Below are 21,235 nucleotides of genomic sequence, written 5' to 3'. Positions count from 1 at the left end.
CCCATTAACGTTCCCAGCCCAGTGGCCTGCGCCACTGGGCTTTTCCTGTTTGAGGGTTTCCTGTGCGTTCATTGTTCTGGCGCATCCTGGCCAGTTTCTGGCTGGCCATCGCCCTGGTTGCCGGGTTGTCGATCCTGATTGGGCACATGCTCAATCAAGATGCCTGGATTCTCAGCCGTCACCCCGGCCTCAATAACCTGGCGCAAGAGTGGACCCAACTCTACGAAGCCCAGGGTGAGGCCGCTGCGCAGGATCTGCTGCAACAGCGCAAACGCCAGTACCACATCGACGTGCAAGTGCTCAACGAAAGCGGCGACCCGGTGGTGCGCGGCACTTTCCCACGTCGCGCCGCCGCCTTCGAAGCTCGCCAGAATGACAGCCAGGACGGGCACCTGCCCTGGCGCCGCCTGACCGCCGAATACACCAGTGCAAAAACCGGCGACACCTACCTGTTGATCTACCGCATCCCGCACCCGGAACTGGACGAATGGCACCGCAGTAGCCTGACGTGGCCGTTGAGTGCACTGGCAATTGCGCTGGTAGTGCTGACCCTGTTCAGCCTGCTGGTGACGTTGTCCATCACTCGCCCGCTCAGCCGTCTGCGTGGTGCAGTGCATGACCTCGGCCAGGCCACCTACCAGCAAAACAGCTTGGCGCAACTGGCTAACCGGCGCGATGAGTTCGGCGTGTTGGCCACCGACTTCAACCGCATGGGCGCGCGCCTGCAAAGCCTGATCGGCAGTCAGCGCCAATTGCTGCGGGACGTGTCCCACGAGCTGCGCTCGCCCCTGGCCCGCTTGCGAATCGCCCTGGCCTTGGCCGAACGCGCCAACCCCGAAGAGCGGGAAAAACTCTGGCCACGCCTGACCCGCGAATGCGATCGACTGGAAGCGCTGATCAGCGAAATCCTGGTATTGGCCCGTGTCGACGCCGACAATGCCAGCGCCGAAGACATCGACCTCAACCCGCTGCTCAAGACCCTGCAGAAAGACGCGCAACTTAGCGCGCCGGACCAAGCAGTGAACCTGATCACTCACACCGACCTGCACCTCAAGGGGTGGCCGACCATGATCGAACGTGCTGTGGATAACTTGCTGCGCAATGCACAGCGCTTTAACCCGCCGGGCTTGCCGATCGAGTTGCAGGCCCAGCGCCTGGGCGAGCGCATCCTGATCAGCGTGCGCGACCACGGCCCAGGCGTTGAAGCCGAACACTTGAGCCAGTTGGGCGAACCGTTCTATCGCGCTCCCGGCCAAACAGCACAAGGCCACGGCCTGGGCCTGGCGATTGCCCGTCGCGCCGCCGAACGCCACGGTGGCAGCCTGATCCTGGCCAACCCTGCAGAGGGTGGTTTTATCGCCAGCATCGAGCTGCCGTTGGTGCCTGGGGTTGTCACAACGGGCTGATCATCTCTTATAGTGGCCCTTCTCTTACGGAGGGCCTTCGATGACTGACCTGCTGACTCCCATCCAAGCTGCACTCGACCTGCCGCAAACGCCCCTGACCTTTACCGAAGCCGGCGCCCTGCCCTCGACCTTCGCCGTGACCGAGCTGGCCAGCGCTAGTATCGGCGCTGCCGGCCAGGCCTTGGCCCAGTTGATCCGGCAACAGACCGGGCGCTTGCCCGGCATCAGCGTGGACCGGCGCCTCGCCTCTTTCTGGTTTTCATCCTCGATTCGCCCGGTGGGCTGGCAAGTGCCGCCGCTGTGGGATCCGGTAGCCGGTGACTATGCCAGCGCCGATGGCTGGATTCGCTTGCACACCAACGCCCCCCATCACCGAGGCGCCGCCGAGCGGGTGTTAGGCAAAGTCACTGACCGTGCCGAGATGGCTGCCCGCGTTGCCCCATGGAGCGCCGCTGAACTGGAACAGGCGGTCGTCGATGAAGGTGGCTGTGCGGCGCAGATGCGTGCCTGGCAGGCCTGGCAAGTGCATCCGCAAGGGTTGGCGGTGAATGCTGAAGACCTGGTGCAGCGCCAGACCTTTGAAACCGACGCCGACAAACCCTGGCTCGGCTCGGTGACGCGGCCACTCGCGGGCATCAAGGTGCTGGACCTGACTCGCGTGCTGGCCGGCCCCGTGGCCAGTCGTTTTCTCGCGGGCCTGGGCGCCGACGTGCTGCGTATCGACTCGCCGACCTGGAACGAACCCGGCGTAGTACCGGAAATGACCCTCGGCAAACGCTGTGCCCGTCTCGACTTGAAGACCCCCGAAGGCCGTCGGATTTTCGAAAGCCTGCTCAAGGAGGCCGACATTCTGTTCCACGGCTACCGTGCCGACGCCTTGGAGCAATTGGGTTACACCGCCAACGAACTGCAAACCCTCACCCCCGGCCTGATCGACGTGAGTCTCAACGCCTACGGCTGGAGCGGCCCGTGGCGAAATCGCCGGGGTTTCGACAGCCTGGTGCAAATGAGCAGCGGGATTGCCGACGCGGGCATGGCCTGGAAACAATCGGATAAACCGGTACCGCTGCCGTTGCAGGCGCTGGATCACGCGACCGGGTATTTGATGGCGGCCAGTGCGATTCAGGCAGTGAGCGAACGGTTGAAAACCGGGCGCGGCGGTTCGGCGCGGTTGTCGTTGGCACGTACGGCGAAGTTATTGGTGGAGGCGGGACAGGTGCCGGAGCAACCGGGGTTGCGCGCTGAAGAGCCAGGGGATCAGGGTTTGGTGATGGAGCAAACAAGCTGGGGCCAGGCCCATCGGTTGTTGGCGCCGCTGACCATCAGCGGCACGCCGTTGCAGTGGGATTTGCCGGCTGGGGAATTGGGGGCGCACCGGCCGCAGTGGTGACCTTGGAATAGCTTTCGCGAGCAAGTCCGCTGCCACATTTTGGCCGAGTACATCCCTTGGAATGCGGTCGAATGTGGCAGCGGACTTGCTCGCGAAGAGGCCAGTACAGACACTATCAATCTGACCGTTGCAACAACGTCCACAAATGCTGCGCCGCATAAGCCCTGAGCGGCCGCCAAGCCTCAGCCCGCGCCGACAACTGCCGCGCCGAAACCGGCCCCCCCTCCAACGCTGCCAGCGCATTAATCAGCCCGATATCCCCCGTCGCAAACGCATCCGCCTCACGCATCTGGCGCATTGCGATGTACTGCGCCGTCCAATCGCCAATCCCCGGTAAAGCCACCAGCCGTGCCACGCCTTCCTTGAGGCTGGCCTTGGGTTCGAACACTTCAGGATCATCCAGCAACGCCTGTGCGACACCCGACAACGTGCGCCCGCGCGCCTTGGGCATGCCCAAGGTCGCCAGGTCCGCCGCCGCCAATACCTCGGGCGTGGGAAAAACATGCGTGATACCCGCATACGGCGTTTGCAGCGGCTGGCCGTATTGCGCCACCAGCTTGCCCGCCAAACGAATCGCGGCCACTACCGTGATCTGCTGGCCCAGCACTGCCCGAATCGCCAGTTCCAGGCCATCCCAAGTGCCCGGCACGCGCAGGCCGGGACGCGCCGCCACCAACTGCGCCATCAACGGGTCCGTCGCCAATTGCGCGTTGATCAACTCAGGCTGGGCATCCAGATCAAACAGCTTGCGCAAGCGCCGTTCGATCTCAGGCAGCGCCGAACCCTCTGGAAACTCCACCGCCACGTCCAACCAATCGCCAGCCCCCGGTACCACGCTGAGCCAGCCGTGCTGGCCGCTCACGCTGATACTGCGCCGGTACATGCCAGCTTCGACCGTCTCCATCCCAGCGATAGCGCGCGCCGATAGAAAACCCACCATCGCCGCCCAGTCATAAGGCGGCTGATACGCCAGTCTCACAGCGACAGCACTCCGCTATACAGCCCATACGCCGCCAACCCGGCGCCCACGATCACGCAGCTGAAAATGCCTTTTTCCAGGTGGGTAAACAGAGGCTGGCCCTGCTCACGCTTGGCGAGGGCAAACAGGATCACGCCCGGTGCATACAGCAGCGCCGACAGCAGCAGGTACTTCAAGCCGCCAGCGTAGAGCAGCCACACCGCATAGCCGAGGGCGATCAGGCCCACCAGGAAGTCTTTAATGCGCTGGCCGTGAGCGCCCTCATAGGTTTCGCCACGTCCGCTCAACAACACCGCATACGCCGCCGACCACAGGTACGGCACCAGAATCATCGACGAGGCCAGGTAAATCAGGGTGGTGTAGGTGCTGTGGGAAAACAGTGTAATCACCAGGAAGGCCTGGATCATCACATTGGTCAGCCACAACGCGTTGACCGGCACCTGGTTGGCATTTGCCTTTTTCAGAAAGGCCGGCATGGTCTTGTCATGGGCGGTGGCGTAGAGAATTTCCGCGCAGAGCAGCGCCCAGGACAGTAAGGCGCCGAGCAGTGACACCGCCAGGCCAATGCTGATTGCCATCGCGCCCCAGGGCCCGACGATATGCTCCAGCACACCGGCCAGGGACGGGTTTTGCAACTGCGCGAGCTCCGGCTGGCTCATGATCCCCAGGGACAGCACATTCACCAGCACCAGCAACGCCAGCACGCCAAGAAAGCCGATCAGCGTGGCGCGGCCCACGTCCGAGCGTTTCTCGGCGCGCGCCGAATACACGCTGGCGCCCTCGATGCCGATAAACACAAACACGGTGACCAGCATCATGTTGCGCACCTGGTCCACCACATTGCCGATGTCCGGATTGCCCAGGCCCCAGATGTCCCGGGTGAAAATATCCGCCTTGAACGCTACGGCGGCGATCACGATGAACATCAGCAACGGCACGATCTTGGCCACCGTGGTGATCTGGTTGATGAGGGCCGCCTCCTTGATCCCGCGCATTACCAGGAAATGTACGCCCCACAGCAGCAACGACGCACAGCCGATGGCCACTGGTGTGTTGCCCTGGCCAAACACCGGAAAAAAGTAACCGAGGGTACTGAACAGCAACACGAAGTAACCGACGTTGCCCATCCATGCGCTGATCCAATAGCCCCATGCGGAGGAGAAGCCCATATAGTCGCCGAAACCCGCCTTGGCGTAGGCATACACCCCCGAGTCCAGATCGGGTTTGCGATTGGCCAGGGTCTGGAACACAAACGCAAGGGTCAGCATGCCGACGGCGGTGATCGCCCAGCCGATCAATACGGCACCTACCTCGGCGCGCGCGGCCATGTTCTGCGGTAGGGAGAAGATCCCGCCGCCGATCATCGACCCCACCACCAGGGCGATCAAGGCACTGAGTCGAAGTTTCTGGGCCGGCTGGGACATGTGGACTCCTGAGTAAATAACAGCTTGAGTTGACAGCCGCGCACTCAACTAATTAATTCAGCGAGTATAACGTTTATTAGAGACAGCGATAAAAACACCCCCCGCATAACCCAAAGGCATGACAGTTTTTATAGTTCAGGCTTATTTATAATTTAAATAGGGCACTACTTTGTCGCGTCCGAGCTACTTGCTGTCGCATTTTCGAAAAGTTTGCATCATCGAAAAACGGCCTAGCTTCAAACGTCCATACGCAGCACTAAATGATTAATCAAAACGCAGGGATCGCTCTGGGAAGCGGCTTTGCGCGGAAAAATAGTGCCTGAGACTTTCCACCCCAAGTTATTAATTCACAAGGGTATCTGCCAATGAAGTGATCTGAGTCAGATGATTGATTAGCGCACGCAATTATTCTGTGGCCTCTCTTCTCCTGCATTGGAGTTATGCGATGTCTGAATCTCCCGGAAAACTTCGATTAGGCGCACTGGTTGCACTTGTCGTCGGTTCAATGATTGGTGGCGGGATCTTCTCACTGCCGCAAAACATGGCCGCCAGCGCCGATGTCGGTGCGGTGTTGATTGGTTGGGTGATTACCGCCATCGGCATGCTGACCCTCGCGTTTGTCTTTCAAACTCTTGCCAACCGCAAGCCCGACCTCGACGGCGGGGTGTACGCCTACGCCAAGGCCGGTTTTGGCGAATACATGGGTTTCTCCTCCGCGTGGGGCTACTGGATCAGCGCCTGGCTGGGCAACGTCGGTTACTTCGTGTTGCTGTTCAGCACCCTCGGCTACTTTTTCCCGATCTTTGGCGAAGGCAACACGCCGGCCGCAGTGATCGGTGCGTCGGTACTGCTGTGGGCCGTGCATTTCCTGGTACTGCGCGGGATCAAGGAAGCGGCGTTCATCAACCTGGTGACCACCGTCGCCAAGGTCGTGCCGCTGGTGCTGTTCGTGTTGATCGCAGTGTTCGCGTTCAAGCTGGACATCTTCACCGCGGACATCTGGGGCGTGAAAAACCCTGACCTGGGCAGTGTGATGAACCAGGTGCGCAACATGATGCTGGTCACTGTGTGGGTGTTCATCGGCATCGAAGGCGCGAGCATCTTCTCCTCCCGTGCGGAAAAACGCTCCGACGTGGGCAAGGCCACCGTGATCGGCTTTATTACGGTGCTGCTGTTCCTGATGCTGGTGAACGTACTGTCCCTGGGGATCATGACTCAGCCAGAACTGGCCAAGCTGCAGAACCCGTCGATGGCCGCCGTGCTGGAGCATGTGGTGGGCCACTGGGGCGCGGTGCTGATCAGCGTCGGCTTGATCATCTCGCTGCTCGGGGCGTTGCTGTCATGGGTGCTGCTGTGTGCGGAGATCATGTTCGCCGCTGCCAAGGACCACACCATGCCGGAGTTCCTGCGTAAGGAAAACGCCAACCACGTGCCGGTCAATGCCCTTTGGCTGACCAACGCGATGGTGCAGATTTTCCTGGTAATCACACTGTTTTCCGCCAGCACCTACCTGTCGCTGATCTACCTCGCCACCTCGATGATCCTGGTGCCTTACCTGTGGTCGGCGGCCTACGCCCTGCTGCTGGCGGTGCGTGGCGAAACCTACGAAAACGCCCTGGCCGAACGCAAGAAAGACCTGTTCATTGGCGCGGTCGCCCTGATCTACGCGATCTGGCTGCTCTACGCCGGCGGCACCAAATACCTGTTGCTCTCCGCCCTGCTCTACGCCCCTGGCGCGATCCTGTTCGCCAAGGCCAAGCGTGAACTGGGCAAACCGATTTTCACCCTCGTCGAGAAGCTGATTTTCGCCGCAGTGGTCATTGGCGCCCTAGTGGCGGCGTATGGGCTCTACGACGGCTTTTTGACCTTGTAGCTTTTTACCCAAAGAAACTGTTGTTCCTTGGAGGATCTGTAATGACCACGGAAAAAGTAAAGTACGGCGTACATTCCGAAGCCGGCAAACTGCGCAAAGTCATGGTGTGCTCCCCAGGCTTGGCCCATCAACGACTGACGCCCAACAACTGCGATGAACTGCTGTTCGATGATGTGCTGTGGGTCGCCCAGGCCAAGCGCGACCATTTCGACTTCGTGACCAAGATGCGCGAGCGGGACATTGATGTGCTGGAAATGCACAACCTGCTGACCGACATCGTTGCCAACCCTGAAGCGCTCGACTGGATCCTGGCGCGCAAGATCACCTCCAACACGGTTGGCCTGGGCCTGGTTGATGAAGTCAGCTCCTGGCTGCGCAGCCTGGAGCCGCGCAAGACCGCTGAGTTCCTGATCGGCGGCGTATCGGCGGATGACCTGCCGAGCAGCTTTGGTGGCAAGACCATCGAGATGTTCCGCGACTTCCTCGGCCACGCCAGTTTCATCCTGCCCCCGCTGCCCAACACCCAGTTCACCCGTGACACCACCTGCTGGATCTACGGCGGCGTGACGCTGAACCCGATGTACTGGCCGGCGCGACGCCAGGAAACCCTGTTGGCCAGCGCCATCTATAAATTCCACCCTGAGTTCACCCACGCGGACTTCCAGATCTGGTACGGCGACCCCGACCAGGAACACGGTGCCGCCACGCTGGAAGGCGGCGACGTGATGCCGATTGGTAACGGCGTGGTCTTGATCGGTATGGGCGAACGCTCGTCCCACCAAGCCATCGGCCAATTGGCGCGCAACTTGTTCAAAAACAAAGCCGTGGAACGCGTGATCGTTGCCGGCCTGCCGAAATCCCGCGCGGCGATGCATCTGGATACCGTGTTCAGCTTCTGCGATCGCGACCTGGTCACCATCTTCCCCGAAGTGGTCAACCAAATCGTCCCCTTCACCCTGCGCCCTGACGAAAGCAAGCCGCACGGTATCGATATCCAACGCGAGAAAACCAACTTCCTTGAGACCGTAGCCGCAGCGCTCAACCTCAAGGCCCTGCGTGTGGTTGAAACCGGTGGCAACAGCTTCGCCGCCGAACGCGAGCAGTGGGACGACGGCAACAACGTGGTCGCCGTGGAGCCTGGCGTGGTGATCGGTTACGACCGCAACACCTACACCAACACCTTGCTGCGCAAGGCCGGTGTGGAAGTCATCACCATCAGCGCCGGTGAACTCGGCCGCGGCCGTGGCGGCGGCCACTGCATGACCTGCCCGATCATCCGCGACCCAATCGACTATTAAGGAGATCCATCATGGCTTTCAACATGCGCAACCGCAGCCTGCTCTCGCTGATGCACCACACCACCCGCGAGCTTCACTACCTGCTGGACCTGTCCCGCGACCTCAAACGCGCCAAATACACCGGCACCGAGCGTGCGCACCTGAAAGGCAAGAACATCGCGCTGATCTTCGAAAAAACCTCGACCCGCACCCGTTGCGCTTTCGAAGTCGCGGCCCATGACCAGGGTGCCCACGTCACCTATATCGATCCGGTTTCATCGCAGATCGGCCACAAAGAAAGCATGAAAGACACCGCCCGCGTGCTCGGGCGCATGTTCGATGCCATTGAGTACCGTGGCTTCGAGCAGGAAATCGTCGAAGAGCTGGCCAAATTCGCCGGCGTGCCGGTGTTCAACGGACTCACCGCCGAATTCCACCCGACGCAAATGATCGCCGACACCCTGACCATGCGCGAACACAGCGACAAGCCGCTGCATGACATCAGCTACGCCTACCTCGGCGATGCCCGTTACAACATGGGCAACTCGCTGCTGATGATCGGCGCCAAGCTGGGCATGGACGTGCGCATCGGTGCGCCGAAAGCCCTGTGGCCGCACGAAGATTTCATCAAGCAATGCCAGGCGTTCGCCGAAGAAAGCGGCGCACGCATCACCATCACCGAAGACCCGAAAGAAGCCGTGAAAGGCGTGGACTTCATCCACACCGATATCTGGGTGTCGATGGGTGAGCCGGTGGAAGCGTGGGACGAGCGCATCGAGCAACTGCTGCCGTACCAAGTCAACGCCAAGATGATGAAAGCCTCGGGCAACCCACGCGTGAAGTTCATGCACTGCCTGCCGGCGTTCCATAACAGCGAAACCAAGGTCGGCAAGGACATCGCCTCGCGCTATCCGAACCTGGCCAATGGCGTGGAAGTGACTGAAGAGGTGTTTGAATCGCCGGCCAACATCGCGTTTGAGCAGGCTGAGAACCGCATGCATACCATCAAGGCGATTCTGGTGTCGGCGTTGGCGGATATCTAACCCTTAAGTTGGCAATGAGGACAAATGTGGGAGCCGGGCTTGCCCGCGATGCAGGCAAGCCAACTCACACATTGACCGCGTTCCTTCATCAGAACTTTCAGAAGGACACTCTGTATGCGCATCGTCGTAGCCCTGGGCGGCAACGCCCTGCTCCGCCGTGGTGAACCCATGACGGCGGACAACCAACGCGCCAATATCCGCATCGCCACCGAGCAGATCGCCAAGATCCATACCGGCAACGAGCTGGTGATCGCCCACGGCAATGGCCCGCAAGTCGGCCTGCTGTCATTGCAGGCGGCGGCCTACACCCAGGTTTCGCCCTACCCGCTGGACGTGCTCGGCGCCGAGACCGAAGGCATGATCGGCTACATCATCGAGCAGGAACTGGGCAATCTATTGGACTTCGAAGTGCCGTTCGCCACCTTGCTCACCCAGGTGGAAGTCGACGCCAAGGACCCAGCGTTCCAGAACCCGACCAAGCCCATCGGCCCGGTGTACTCCAAGGCCGAAGCGCAAAAGCTCGCCGCCGAAAAAGGCTGGGCAATTGCACCAGACGGCGATAAATACCGCCGTGTGGTCGCCAGCCCACGGCCGAAACGTATCTTTGAAATCCGCCCGATCAAGTGGCTACTGGAAAAAAGCGCCATCGTGATCTGCGCCGGAGGTGGCGGCATCCCGACAATGTACGGCGAAGACGGCAAGCTCCAAGGCATCGAAGCGGTGATCGACAAAGACCTCTGCTCATCCTTGCTGGCTGCGCAACTGGACGCCGATTTGCTGGTGATCGCCACCGATGTCAACGCCGCTTTCATCGACTACGGCAAGCCGACCCAAAAAGCCATCGGCCAGGCCCACCCTGACGAAATGGAAAAACTCGGCTTCGCCGCCGGTTCCATGGGGCCCAAGGTGCAAGCCGCCTGCGAGTTCGCCCGCCAGACTGGCAAAACCGCCGTCATCGGTTCACTCTCGGACATCGAAGCCATCGTCCAGGGCAGCGCCGGTACACGCATCAGCACGGCAAAACCTGGCATCACCTATCTGTGAAGTGGAGGAGAGACGCCTATGGCCACCTTTGAACCGGGTCACTTGCACGTTGAACGTCACGCGCTGAATGCCCAGGACTACAGCTACAACCTGTGCATCGACTATGAAGTCAGCCAGGACCCCAAGGAAGGCAAGGGAATGCTGTTCAAGCTGTATGGCTCGGTGCAGGGCAAGGACCTCAAGGAAGCGTTCTTCCTGCCCAAGGACCAGGCGTTCGACTTTGCGCGGCATGCGATGAATATTGCGCAGAAGTATGGAATGCCCAAGGCCGCGGTGTTAAACGGCTCGATGCACAAGCAGTACGACTTGATGTTCGAGGATGTGCGGCATCAGCTGGATGTGAAACCGGGTGATCCAGTCAAGCCCGAGCACCTGGAGTAACAACACCGCAAATCCCCTGTGGGAGCTGGCTGGCTTGCTCCCACATTTTGATCTCCATCATCTCCAAGGCATACTGGCCACCCTCCGCACTCCAGAATCAAGATCCGCCCCATGCGTATCCACGTCAGCTTCATCGACCGCGTCGGCATCACCCAGGAAGTCCTGGCCTTGCTCGGTGGGCGTAATCTCAACCTGGATGCGGTGGAAATGGTGCCGCCCAATGTCTACATCGATGCGCCGACCCTGAGCGCTGAGGTGCTGGAAGCGCTGCGCGACGCCCTCTTCCGCGTGCACGGCGTACAGGCGGTCACGGTGGTGGATATCCTCCCCGGTCAACGCCGCCACCTGCAACTCGATGCCCTGCTGGCCGCCATGACCGACCCGGTGCTGGCCCTGGATAGCGCCGGCAAGATTCTGTTGGCCAACCCGGCACTGATCGCCCTGTACGGCCGCGAACCGGCCGGGGAAAGCATCAGCGAACTGTTCAACGACCCGACGCTGCTGGACACGTTGCTGGAACACGGCTTTCGCCTGCCGCTGCGTGAGATCAGCGTCAACGGCCAGACCTTGCTGCTGGACGCCACGCCGATCACCGACGCCGGTGCCCTGCTCACCCTCTACCAACCCAACCGTATCGGCGAACAACTGTCGGCGCTGCACCACGACCATGCCGAAGGGTTTGATGCGCTGCTCGGCGAATCCCCCGTCATCCGCACGCTCAAGGCGCGCGCGCAGCGGGTGGCGGCATTGGATGCACCGTTACTGATTCAAGGCGAAACCGGCACCGGCAAGGAGCTGGTGGCACGTGCCTGCCACGCCATCAGCGCGCGTCACAGCGCGCCCTTTCTGGCATTGAACTGCGCGGCGCTGCCGGAAAACCTCGCCGAAAGTGAGCTGTTCGGTTATGCACCGGGCGCCTTTACCGGCGCGCAACGCGGCGGCAAGCCGGGGCTGATGGAGTTGGCCAACCAGGGCACGGTGTTCCTGGATGAGATCGGTGAGATGTCGCCGTACCTGCAGGCCAAGCTGCTGCGTTTTCTCAATGACGGCAGCTTCCGTCGCGTCGGTGGTGACCGTGAAGTTAAGGTCAATGTGCGCATCCTCAGCGCCACCCACCGCGACCTGGAAAAGATGGTCAGCGAGGGCACCTTTCGCGAAGACTTGTTCTACCGCCTCAATGTGCTCAACGTCGAAGTACCGCCGCTGCGCGAACGCGGCCAGGACATCCTGCTGCTGGCGCGCTATTTCATGCAGCAGGCTTGTGCGCAGATCCAGCGTCCGGTCTGCCGCCTGGCGCCCGGCACTTACCCGGCGCTGTTGGGCAACCGCTGGCCGGGCAATGTGCGCCAGTTGCAAAACGTGGTCTTCCGCGCCGCCGCCATCTGTGAAAGCAGCCTGGTGGACATTGGCGACCTCGACATCGCCGGCACGTCAGTAGCGCGCCAGGGCGACGGTGAAGTCGACAGCCTGGAACAGGCCATGGAAGATTTCGAGCGCAGCCTGCTGGAAAAGCTCTACAGCAGCTACCCCTCGACGCGCCAACTGGCCAGCCGCTTGCAGACTTCCCACACGGCGATTGCCCATCGCCTGCGCAAGTACGGCATTCCCAACAAACCCTGACTGAACAAACGCAGTCTCAATGGGGGAGCTGGCTGGCCTGCGATAGCGGTGGGTCAGCCGGCCCATTTGGGTCTGATGGACCGCCATCGCAGGCCAGCCAGCCCCCACAGGACCGTATTGCAAAAGGTGGTCTGAGAACGACATCGGCTGTACTGAAAGCGCTACAGTGGAACGATATCGCTACAACCTTGTTTTTTGCGCGCCATGCAAGGCTTTGATCCGCATAGGCTTTTTTCTGCGCGTCGGAGTGTAGCGAAATCGCTACAGCTAAATGCCCTATCGTCATAACCATTTTTTATTAAACCCTTGATTTAAAAGGCTTTAACAAGCTTGGCCGCGATATTGCTAAGTAACTCCACATTATTCCAATCCCGTCCACCAGACGAATCTGGCCCCGAGGAGTTTCCATGAGCGAGTTGCGTTTCACTGAAGATCACGAATGGCTGCGCGCCGAAGCTGACGGCAGTGTCACCGTGGGTATCACCGCTTTTGCGCAGAACGCGCTGGGTGATGTGGTTTTCGTGCAACTGCCGGAGTTGCAGGCTTACGACAAGGGCGCCGAAGCGTCTACCGTCGAGTCCGTAAAAGCCGCCAGCGGCGTGTACATGCCCTTGGACGGTGAAGTGCTCGAAGTGAACGACAAACTCGATGGCAGCCCGGAACTGGTCAACGAAGACCCGATGGGCGAAGGTTGGTTCTTCCGCTTTAAACCGGCCGACGCCGAGGCGGTAGCTAAACTGCTGGATCAGGACGCGTACGACCGCCTGATCAAAGCCAACGCTGAAGCCTGAGGAGCGCGCCATGACGATCAACTTGAGCACTGCCAACGAATTTATCGCCCGCCACATCGGCCCGCGCCAGGAAGACGAGCAGCACATGCTCGCCAGCCTGGGTTTCGACTCCCTGGAAGCCCTGAGCGCCAGCGTGATCCCGGAAAGCATCAAGGGCACCAGCGTGCTCGGCCTGGAAGACGGCCTGAGCGAAGCCGAGGCCCTGGCCAGGATCAAGGCCATCGCCGGCAAGAACCAATTGTTCAAAACCTACATCGGCCAGGGCTACTACAACTGCCACACGCCGTCGCCGATCCTGCGCAACCTGCTGGAAAATCCGGCCTGGTACACCGCCTACACGCCGTACCAGCCAGAGATTTCCCAAGGCCGCCTGGAAGCGCTGCTGAATTTCCAGACCCTGATCAGCGACCTCACCGGCCTGCCGATCGCCAACGCCTCACTGCTCGACGAAGCCACCGCTGCCGCCGAGGCCATGACCTTCTGCAAACGCCTGAGCAAGAACAAGAGCAGCAATGCCTTCTTCGCCTCGATCCACAGCCACCCGCAAACCCTCGACGTGCTGCGCACCCGTGCCGAGCCGTTGGGTATCGATGTGGTCGTAGGCGATGAGCGCGAACTGAACGACGTCACCCCGTTTTTCGGCGCCTTGCTGCAATATCCAGCCAGCAACGGTGACGTGTTCGACTACCGCGAGCTCACCGAGCGCTTCCACGCCGCCAACGCACTGGTCGCGGTAGCCGCTGACCTGCTGGCCCTGACCCTGCTGACCCCACCGGGTGAATTCGGCGCCGACGTGGCCATCGGCAGCGCGCAACGCTTCGGCGTGCCGCTGGGCTTCGGTGGCCCGCACGCGGCGTACTTCTCCACCAAGGATGCGTTCAAGCGCGACATGCCGGGCCGCTTGGTTGGTGTGTCCGTCGACCGTTTCGGCAAGCCGGCCCTGCGCCTGGCGATGCAGACCCGCGAGCAGCATATCCGCCGCGAAAAGGCCACCAGCAACATCTGCACCGCCCAAGTGCTGCTGGCCAACATCGCCAGCATGTACGCCGTGTACCACGGCCCCAAAGGCCTGACCCAGATCGCCCAGCGCGTGCACCAGTTGACCGCGATCCTGGCCAAGGGCTTGACCGCCCTGGGCCTGAAAGTCGAGCAAGCCAACTTCTTCGACACCATTACCCTCAACACCGGCGCCAACACCGCCGCCCTGCACGACAAGGCCCGTGCCCAGCGCATCAACCTGCGTGTGGTGGACGCTGAGCGTCTTGGCGTGTCGGTGGACGAAACCACCACCCAGGCGGATATCGAAACGCTGTGGAGCATCTTCGCCGACGGCAAGCCGCTGCCAGCCTTCACTGCCAACGCTGACAGCGCCCTACCGGCCGCACTGCTGCGCCAGTCGCCCGTCCTCAGCCACCCGGTGTTCAACCGTTATCACTCGGAAACCGAGCTGATGCGCTACCTGCGCAAGCTGGCCGACAAGGACCTGGCGCTGGACCGCACCATGATCCCGCTGGGCTCGTGCACCATGAAGCTAAACGCCGCCAGCGAAATGATCCCGGTGACCTGGGCCGAGTTCGGTGCCCTGCACCCCTTCGCCCCGGCCGAGCAAAGCACCGGTTACCTGGAGCTGACCTCCGACCTGGAAGCCATGCTCTGCGCGGCCACCGGTTACGATGCAATCTCCCTGCAGCCGAACGCCGGCTCCCAAGGCGAGTACGCGGGCCTGTTGGCCATCCGTGCTTACCACCAGAGCCGTGGCGATGAACGCCGCGACATCTGCCTGATCCCATCGTCGGCCCACGGCACCAACCCTGCCACCGCCAACATGGCTGGCATGCGCGTTGTCGTCACAGCCTGCGATGCGCGTGGCAACGTCGATATCGAAGACCTGCGTGCCAAGGCCATCGAGCACAGCGACCACCTCGCCGCGCTGATGATTACCTACCCGTCCACCCATGGTGTGTTCGAAGAAGGTATCCGCGAAATCTGCGGCATCATTCACGACAATGGCGGCCAGGTGTACATCGACGGCGCCAACATGAACGCCATGGTCGGCCTGTGCGCCCCGGGCAAGTTCGGCGGCGACGTGTCCCACCTGAACCTGCACAAGACCTTCTGCATTCCCCACGGCGGTGGCGGCCCGGGCGTCGGCCCGATTGGCGTCAAGTCGCACCTCACGCCGTTCCTGCCAGGCCACGCAGCCATGGAACGCAAGGAAGGCGCGGTCTGCGCGGCGCCGTTCGGCAGCGCAAGCATTCTGCCGATCACCTGGATGTACATCAGCATGATGGGCGGCGCGGGCCTCAAGCGCGCTTCGCAACTGGCGATCCTGAATGCCAACTACATTTCCCGTCGTCTGGAGGAGCACTACCCCGTGCTCTACACGGGCAGCAACGGCCTGGTAGCGCATGAATGCATCCTCGACCTGCGCCCACTCAAAGACAGCAGTGGCATCAGCGTAGATGACGTGGCCAAGCGCCTGATCGACTTCGGCTTCCATGCGCCGACCATGTCGTTCCCGGTCGCGGGCACGTTGATGATCGAGCCGACCGAGAGCGAATCCAAGGAAGAACTGGACCGCTTCTGCGACGCCATGATCGCCATCCGCGAAGAAATCCGCGCCGTGGAAAACGGCACCCTGGACAAGGATGACAACCCGCTGAAGAACGCGCCGCACACCGCAGCCGAGCTGGTGGGCGAGTGGACACACCCGTATAGCCGTGAACAGGCTGTGTACCCGGTGGCTTCGTTGATCGAAGGCAAATACTGGCCGCCGGTTGGCCGGGTCGACAACGTGTTTGGCGATCGCAACCTGGTGTGTGCATGCCCGTCGATCGAGAGCTACGCATAACTGAGGCTGTGCTCGATTAGATGTGAAAGCTGGCTTGTGTGGGAGCTGGCTTGCCTGCGATAGCCTCACCTCGGTCTGCCAGATGGACCGAGGTGCCTGCATCGCGGGCAAGCCCGGCTCCCACACAAACCTCTTCCACAGTTGAATCGAGTACCTCCCACACATAATAAGAAACCGGAGAACAACCATGTCCCTTAGCGTGTTCGACCTGTTCAAGATTGGCATCGGCCCCTCCAGTTCCCACACCGTCGGCCCGATGCGCGCCGCAGCCCGGTTTGTTGAGGGCTTGCGCCGTGACAACCTGCTGAGCGCCACCACCACCGTCAAGGTGGAACTCTATGGATCGCTGGGCGCCACCGGCAAAGGCCACGGCAGCGACAAGGCCGTGCTGCTCGGACTGGAAGGCGAACACCCGGACACCGTCAACACCGAAAACGTGGCGACGCGCCTGGCGCAGATGCGCAAGGACGGCTGCCTGAATTTGCTCGGCGAACACAGCATTGCGTTCAATGAGAAAGAACACTTGGCGATGATTCGCAAACCCCTCACCTACCACCCCAACGGCATGATCTTTCGTGCCTTTGACGCCACCAACATCCAGATCCGCAGCCGCGAGTACTACTCGGTCGGTGGCGGGTTTGTGGTAGATGAGGACGCCGCAGGCGCTGATCGGATTGTCGAAGACGCCACGCCGCTGACCTTCCCCTTCAAACACGCCAAAGACCTGCTCGGTCATTGCACTACCTATGGGTTGTCCATCAGCCAGGTGATGCTGACCAATGAAAGTGCCTGGCGCCCCGAAGCGGAGACCCGCGCAGGCCTGTTGAAAATCTGGCAAGTGATGCAGGACTGCGTCGACGCGGGCTGCCGCAATGAGGGGATTTTGCCGGGTGGCTTGAAGGTCAAGCGGCGCGCTGCTGCGCTGCATCGCCAGCTGTGCAAGCACCCGGAATCGGCGCTGCGCGACCCGTTGTCGGTGCTGGATTGGGTCAACCTTTACGCCCTGGCAGTCAACGAAGAAAACGCCAACGGCGGGCGCGTAGTCACGGCGCCGACCAACGGCGCGGCCGGGATCGTGCCAGCCGTACTGCATTACTACATGCGCTTTATCCCCGGCGCGAACGAAGACGGCGTGGTGCGTTTTCTGCTCACCGCTGCTGCCATCGGCATTCTGTACAAGGAAAACGCCTCGATTTCCGGCGCCGAAGTCGGTTGCCAGGGTGAAGTAGGCGTGGCCTGTTCGATGGCGGCGGGCGCGCTGTGCGAAGTATTGGGTGGCAGCGTCTCCCAAGTGGAAAACGCCGCCGAGATCGGCATGGAACACAACCTAGGCCTGACCTGCGACCCGATTGGCGGGCTGGTGCAAGTGCCCTGCATCGAGCGCAATGCCATGGGTTCGGTCAAGGCGATCAATGCAGTGCGTATGGCCTTGCGCGGCGACGGCCAACATTTCGTCTCGCTGGATAAAGTCATCCGCACCATGCGCCAGACCGGCGCCGACATGAAAAGCAAATACAAGGAAACCGCCCGTGGCGGTTTGGCGGTCAACATTATCGAGTGCTGACGCCTAACGGCGCGCCAGCACGTTTTTCAGGAGCTGAATATGTCCACCGAAACCCTGTTGAAAACCCCATTGCACGCCCTGCACATTGAGCTGGGCGCGCGCATGGTGCCCTTCGCCGGCTACGACATGCCGGTGCAATACCCTCTGGGTGTGATGAAGGAACACCTGCACACCCGTGATCAAGCCGGGCTGTTCGACGTGTCCCACATGGGCCAGATCCGCCTCACCGGCGCCAATGCGGCCAAAGCCCTGGAAACCCTGGTGCCGGTCGACATCATCGACTTGCCGGTGGGCATGCAGCGCTACGCGATGTTCACCAATGACCAGGGCGGCATTCTCGACGACCTGATGGTGGCCAACCTGGGTAACGACGAGCTGTTCCTGGTGGTCAACGCCGCCTGCAAGGATCAGGATCTGGCGCACCTGCGCCAGCATATCGGCGACCAGTGCAGCATCGAACCGCTGTTCGAAGAGCGTGCATTGCTGGCCCTGCAGGGGCCGGCGGCGGTCAAGGTACTGGCACGCCTGGCACCGGAAGTCACCAAGATGACCTTCATGCAGTTCACCACCCTGCGCCTGCTGGGTGTGGACTGCTACGTCAGTCGTTCGGGCTACACCGGTGAGGACGGCTTTGAAATCTCCGTGCCGGCCGCCAACGCCGAAAGCCTGGCCCGCAGCCTGCTCGCTGAGACCGAAGTACAGGCCATCGGCCTGGGCGCCCGCGATTCGCTGCGCCTGGAAGCCGGCCTGTGCCTGTATGGCCACGACATGAACACCGACACCACACCCATCGAAGCCAGCCTGTTGTGGGCGATCTCCAAGGCCCGCCGCGCCGACGGCGCGCGTGCCGGTGGCTTCCCGGGCGCCGACAAGGTCTTCACCCAGCAGCAAGCCGGCGTAAGCCGTAAACGTGTTGGCCTGTTGCCACAGGAGCGCACGCCAGTGCGTGAAGGCGCGGAAATCGTTGACGAACACGGCACAGTGATTGGCAGGGTGTGCAGCGGTGGTTTCGGTCCGACGCTGGGTGGCCCGCTGGCTATGGGTTACCTGGACAGTGCATTCATCGCGCTGGATACCGAAGTGTCTGCGCTGGTGCGTGGGAAAAAAGTGCCACTGCGTGTAAGTAAAATGCCATTTGTGCCGCAACGTTACTACCGCGGCTGATTGACTGTTTCTATAAGTAACGCGGTTGCGCCAGCGTGCACTAATCTGTAACGCAACCGCCACAAAACAGTGCATCACCGATAGTCTTTATTAAGTGTTTAAACCTATAACAAGTGACCAACTCTATCGAATAAGTCGACGCCTCATTATTCACCAAAGCGTCATAAAGCCCAGCAAACACGGGGCATTTGCCAGGGCTTGTTTTTTATCTATTAGTTGGCGTAGAGTTTGCGCACTGTGTTTGCATGGGTCGCTTGGAACCTGGACCTGGGCAGTAGCTGAAGTAGTTGTGCTACAACCCGTTCGACGTCTCTTACTTTCCTGCAACCCAGCCCAGTGCTCTTTCATGTGAAAGAGGCTGTCATTAATTTTAGCGTCAAGGAAATAAGAAAATGTCTGAACGTCAGAGCGGTACCGTCAAGTGGTTTAACGACGAGAAAGGGTTTGGTTTTATCACGCCAGAAAGCGGTCCGGATCTGTTCGTGCATTTCCGCGCCATTCAGGGCAACGGCTTCAAGAGCCTGAAAGAAGGCCAGAAAGTGACGTTCGTTGCTGTGCAAGGCCAGAAAGGCATGCAGGCTGACGAAGTACAAGCAGAAGGCTGATCCCAACTGCGACAAAAAGCCCTTGATGCTGACATCAGGGGCTTTTTTATGTGCGATTGCTCGTAAAATGGCTTTTTCCATTAGAGAGCCCTGCCATGTCGAAACCCCTGCTGAGCCCCACAGGCGATTTCCCCGCCGTTGGCCTGGGCCGTCGCTTGGCAGCGATGTTCTACGACTTCCTGTTGTGCACCGCGCTGCTGATCGTTACTGCGTTCATCTACAAGCTGATCTGGATCGCGTTTATGGGCGAAGCCAGGATGCGCACGCTCACCGAGTCCGGCGCACTGGATGGCGATCCGCTGCTGTCGACGATTCTGTTGTTTGTGCTGTTTGGTTTCTTCGCCAAGTTCTGGACCCATTCCGGGCAGACCCTGGGCATGCAGGTGTGGGGCGTGCGCGTGCAGAACGCCGACGGCTCGCGGATCAGCCTGTGGCAGGCGCTGTTGCGCTTTGTGGTGTCGATTGCGTCGTGGCTGTGCGTGGGCCTGGGGTTTATCTGGTCGCTGTTCGATAAGCAAAAGCGCAGCTGGCACGATATCTATTCGGATACGCAACTGGTGCGGGTTCCGAAGCAGAAGAAGTAATTGCAGACGACACACATCAACTGTGGGAGCTGGTTTGCCAGCTCCCACAGTTTGACAGTGTTCACAACGGGGTCAGGCGTTGCCGGCCAGCTTCAGGCGCGCCGCCTGGGTGAAGTCCAACATGCGCTTGAGCGGGCGCACCGCATGCGGGATCACCGACGGCTCGACGAAGATCTCGTTGCTACCCTCACGCAGGCACTGCAGCGTGCGCTCCAGCGTGTTCATCGCCATCCACGGGCAGTGTGCGCAACTGCGGCACGCGGCGCCGTTGCCGGCGGTAGGCGCTTCGATAAAGACTTTGTCCGGGCACAGCTGCTGCATCTTGTAGAAGATGCCGCGGTCGGTGGCGACGATAAAGGTCTTGTTCGGCAAGCGTTGGGCAGCCGCGATCAGTTGGCTGGTTGAACCCACGGCGTCAGCCAGTTCAATCACCGCGGTCGGCGACTCCGGGTGCACCAGAATGGCTGCATCCGGGTACAGCGCCTTCATGTCTTCCAACTGCTTGGACTTGAACTCTTCGTGGACGATGCAGGCACCGTCCCACAACAGCATATCGGCACCGGTCTGGCGCTGGATGTAAGTACCCAGGTGCTTGTCCGGGCCCCAGATGATCGTCTCGCCGTTGTCCATCAGGCTTTCGACAATTTCCAGCGCACAGCTGGAGGTCACCACCCAATCCGCCCGGGCTTTGACCGCCGCCGACGTGTTGGCGTACACCACCACGGTGCGCTCGGGATGCTGATCACAGAACGCCGAAAACTCCTCCACCGGGCAACCCAGGTCCAGGGAACACGTGGCTTCCAGCGTCGGCATGAGAATGCGTTTTTCGGGCGTAAGGATTTTGGCGGTCTCGCCCATGAAGCGCACACCGGCAACTAGCACGGTCTTGGCCGGATGCGCGGCGCCGAAGCGGGCCATTTCCAGGGAGTCGGAGACACAGCCACCGGTTTCTTCGGCCAGGGCCTGGATCACCGGATCACAATAGAAGTGGGCAACCAGGACGGCGTCTTGAGCTTTGAGCTCAGCAGCGATGGCGGTGCGCAGGCTCGCCTCTTCATCGGCGCTAAGGGCCTTGGGCTGCTTGGCGTCGAGATGGGCTTGGACCAGAAGGCGTTCAGAAATTTGCGTCATGTTCGCAAGACCTGCAGGCGCAGTAGCGCGAAAGTCGAGTGTACCACCGGCTCTGGAGCCCTTCGGGCGCCGCCGGACGAAGTGATTGTGTTCATCAAGCACGGGTAA

General features: G+C 60.9%; 17 protein-coding genes. 14 read left to right on the top strand and 3 right to left on the bottom strand.

Going from position 1 to position 21,235, the window contains the following annotated elements; translation table 11 throughout:
- The first annotated feature begins 62 nt into the window (after positions 1-62).
- Positions 63-1,406, top strand: coding sequence for a sensor histidine kinase (locus AACY30_RS08535; protein WP_339540154.1), 1,344 nt, complete (start codon positions 63-65; stop codon positions 1,404-1,406).
- A 40-nt stretch (positions 1,407-1,446) separates the two neighbouring features.
- A complete protein-coding gene (locus AACY30_RS08530; RefSeq protein WP_339470146.1) occupies positions 1,447-2,796 on the top strand; it encodes a CoA transferase in 1,350 nt (449 codons plus the stop codon).
- Positions 2,797-2,911: 115 nt separating this feature from the next.
- Here AACY30_RS08530 and AACY30_RS08525 read toward each other — a convergent pair whose 3' ends face one another.
- Together AACY30_RS08525 and arcD (AACY30_RS08520) are read right to left on the bottom strand one after the other, a co-directional pair.
- Positions 2,912-3,775 carry a DNA-3-methyladenine glycosylase family protein gene (locus tag AACY30_RS08525; RefSeq protein ID WP_339540153.1) on the bottom strand — a complete coding sequence of 288 codons (864 nt, stop codon included), beginning with the start codon at positions 3,773-3,775 and terminating at the stop codon, positions 2,912-2,914.
- A complete protein-coding gene (gene arcD / locus AACY30_RS08520; protein ID WP_339540152.1) occupies positions 3,772-5,199 on the bottom strand; it encodes an arginine-ornithine antiporter in 1,428 nt (475 codons plus the stop codon). The genes AACY30_RS08525 and arcD (AACY30_RS08520) overlap by 4 nt, the downstream gene beginning before the upstream one ends.
- A gap of 445 nt (positions 5,200-5,644) precedes the next feature.
- Here arcD (AACY30_RS08520) and arcD (AACY30_RS08515) point away from each other — a divergent pair, with 445 nt between their 5' ends.
- From arcD (AACY30_RS08515) to AACY30_RS08460, 12 genes are all read left to right on the top strand, one after another.
- A complete protein-coding gene (arcD, locus tag AACY30_RS08515) occupies positions 5,645-7,072 on the top strand; it encodes an arginine-ornithine antiporter (protein ID WP_339470144.1) in 1,428 nt (475 codons plus the stop codon).
- 41 nt (positions 7,073-7,113) lie between these two features.
- Positions 7,114-8,370, top strand: coding sequence for an arginine deiminase (gene arcA, locus AACY30_RS08510; protein WP_339470143.1), 1,257 nt, complete (start codon positions 7,114-7,116; stop codon positions 8,368-8,370).
- 11 nt (positions 8,371-8,381) lie between these two features.
- A complete protein-coding gene (locus AACY30_RS08505; RefSeq protein ID WP_339470142.1) occupies positions 8,382-9,392 on the top strand; it encodes an ornithine carbamoyltransferase in 1,011 nt (336 codons plus the stop codon).
- Between the two features lie 114 nt (positions 9,393-9,506).
- Positions 9,507-10,436 (top strand): carbamate kinase, encoded by a 930-nt coding sequence (gene arcC, locus AACY30_RS08500; RefSeq protein ID WP_339417173.1) that lies wholly within the window; start codon positions 9,507-9,509, stop codon positions 10,434-10,436.
- An 18-nt stretch (positions 10,437-10,454) separates the two neighbouring features.
- Positions 10,455-10,817: a DUF5064 family protein gene (locus AACY30_RS08495; RefSeq protein WP_339540151.1), complete on the top strand. Its 363-nt coding sequence runs from the start codon at positions 10,455-10,457 to the stop codon at positions 10,815-10,817.
- Positions 10,818-10,928: 111 nt separating this feature from the next.
- Complete coding sequence (locus AACY30_RS08490; RefSeq protein ID WP_339470139.1) at positions 10,929-12,437, top strand: sigma-54-dependent transcriptional regulator; 1,509 nt, start codon at positions 10,929-10,931, stop codon at positions 12,435-12,437.
- 407 nt (positions 12,438-12,844) lie between these two features.
- Complete coding sequence (gene gcvH, locus AACY30_RS08485) at positions 12,845-13,228, top strand: glycine cleavage system protein GcvH (RefSeq protein WP_032879722.1); 384 nt, start codon at positions 12,845-12,847, stop codon at positions 13,226-13,228.
- A 10-nt stretch (positions 13,229-13,238) separates the two neighbouring features.
- Positions 13,239-16,079, top strand: a complete 2,841-nt coding sequence (gene gcvP, locus AACY30_RS08480) for an aminomethyl-transferring glycine dehydrogenase (protein ID WP_339470136.1) — start codon at positions 13,239-13,241, stop codon at positions 16,077-16,079.
- 187 nt (positions 16,080-16,266) lie between these two features.
- On the top strand, positions 16,267-17,643 hold the full coding sequence (locus AACY30_RS08475; RefSeq protein WP_339540150.1) for an L-serine ammonia-lyase: 1,377 nt from the start codon (positions 16,267-16,269) through the stop codon (positions 17,641-17,643).
- Between the two features lie 39 nt (positions 17,644-17,682).
- Positions 17,683-18,807, top strand: coding sequence for a glycine cleavage system aminomethyltransferase GcvT (gene gcvT / locus AACY30_RS08470; protein WP_339417182.1), 1,125 nt, complete (start codon positions 17,683-17,685; stop codon positions 18,805-18,807).
- A 392-nt stretch (positions 18,808-19,199) separates the two neighbouring features.
- Entirely contained in the window at positions 19,200-19,412 is a 213-nt protein-coding gene (locus AACY30_RS08465; RefSeq protein ID WP_339470132.1) for a cold-shock protein, read from the top strand.
- 95 nt (positions 19,413-19,507) lie between these two features.
- The gene (locus AACY30_RS08460) at positions 19,508-19,996 is read left to right on the top strand and encodes an RDD family protein (protein WP_339438105.1); all 489 of its coding nucleotides are present in this window, start codon (positions 19,508-19,510) and stop codon (positions 19,994-19,996) included.
- A gap of 72 nt (positions 19,997-20,068) precedes the next feature.
- Here the strand turns inward: AACY30_RS08460 and nadA are convergent, their stop codons facing one another.
- Positions 20,069-21,127, bottom strand: coding sequence for a quinolinate synthase NadA (gene nadA / locus AACY30_RS08455; RefSeq protein WP_339417187.1), 1,059 nt, complete (start codon positions 21,125-21,127; stop codon positions 20,069-20,071).
- Positions 21,128-21,235: the final 108 nt, after the last annotated feature.

The sequence above is a fragment of the Pseudomonas sp. RA_5y_Pfl1_P24 genome, from assembly GCF_963970945.1.
GTDB classification, from domain to species: Bacteria; Pseudomonadota; Gammaproteobacteria; order Pseudomonadales; family Pseudomonadaceae; genus Aquipseudomonas; species Aquipseudomonas tritici.
The sequence above is the reverse complement of the archived record's forward strand: the minus strand, read 5'-3'. Positions and strand labels throughout refer to the sequence as shown.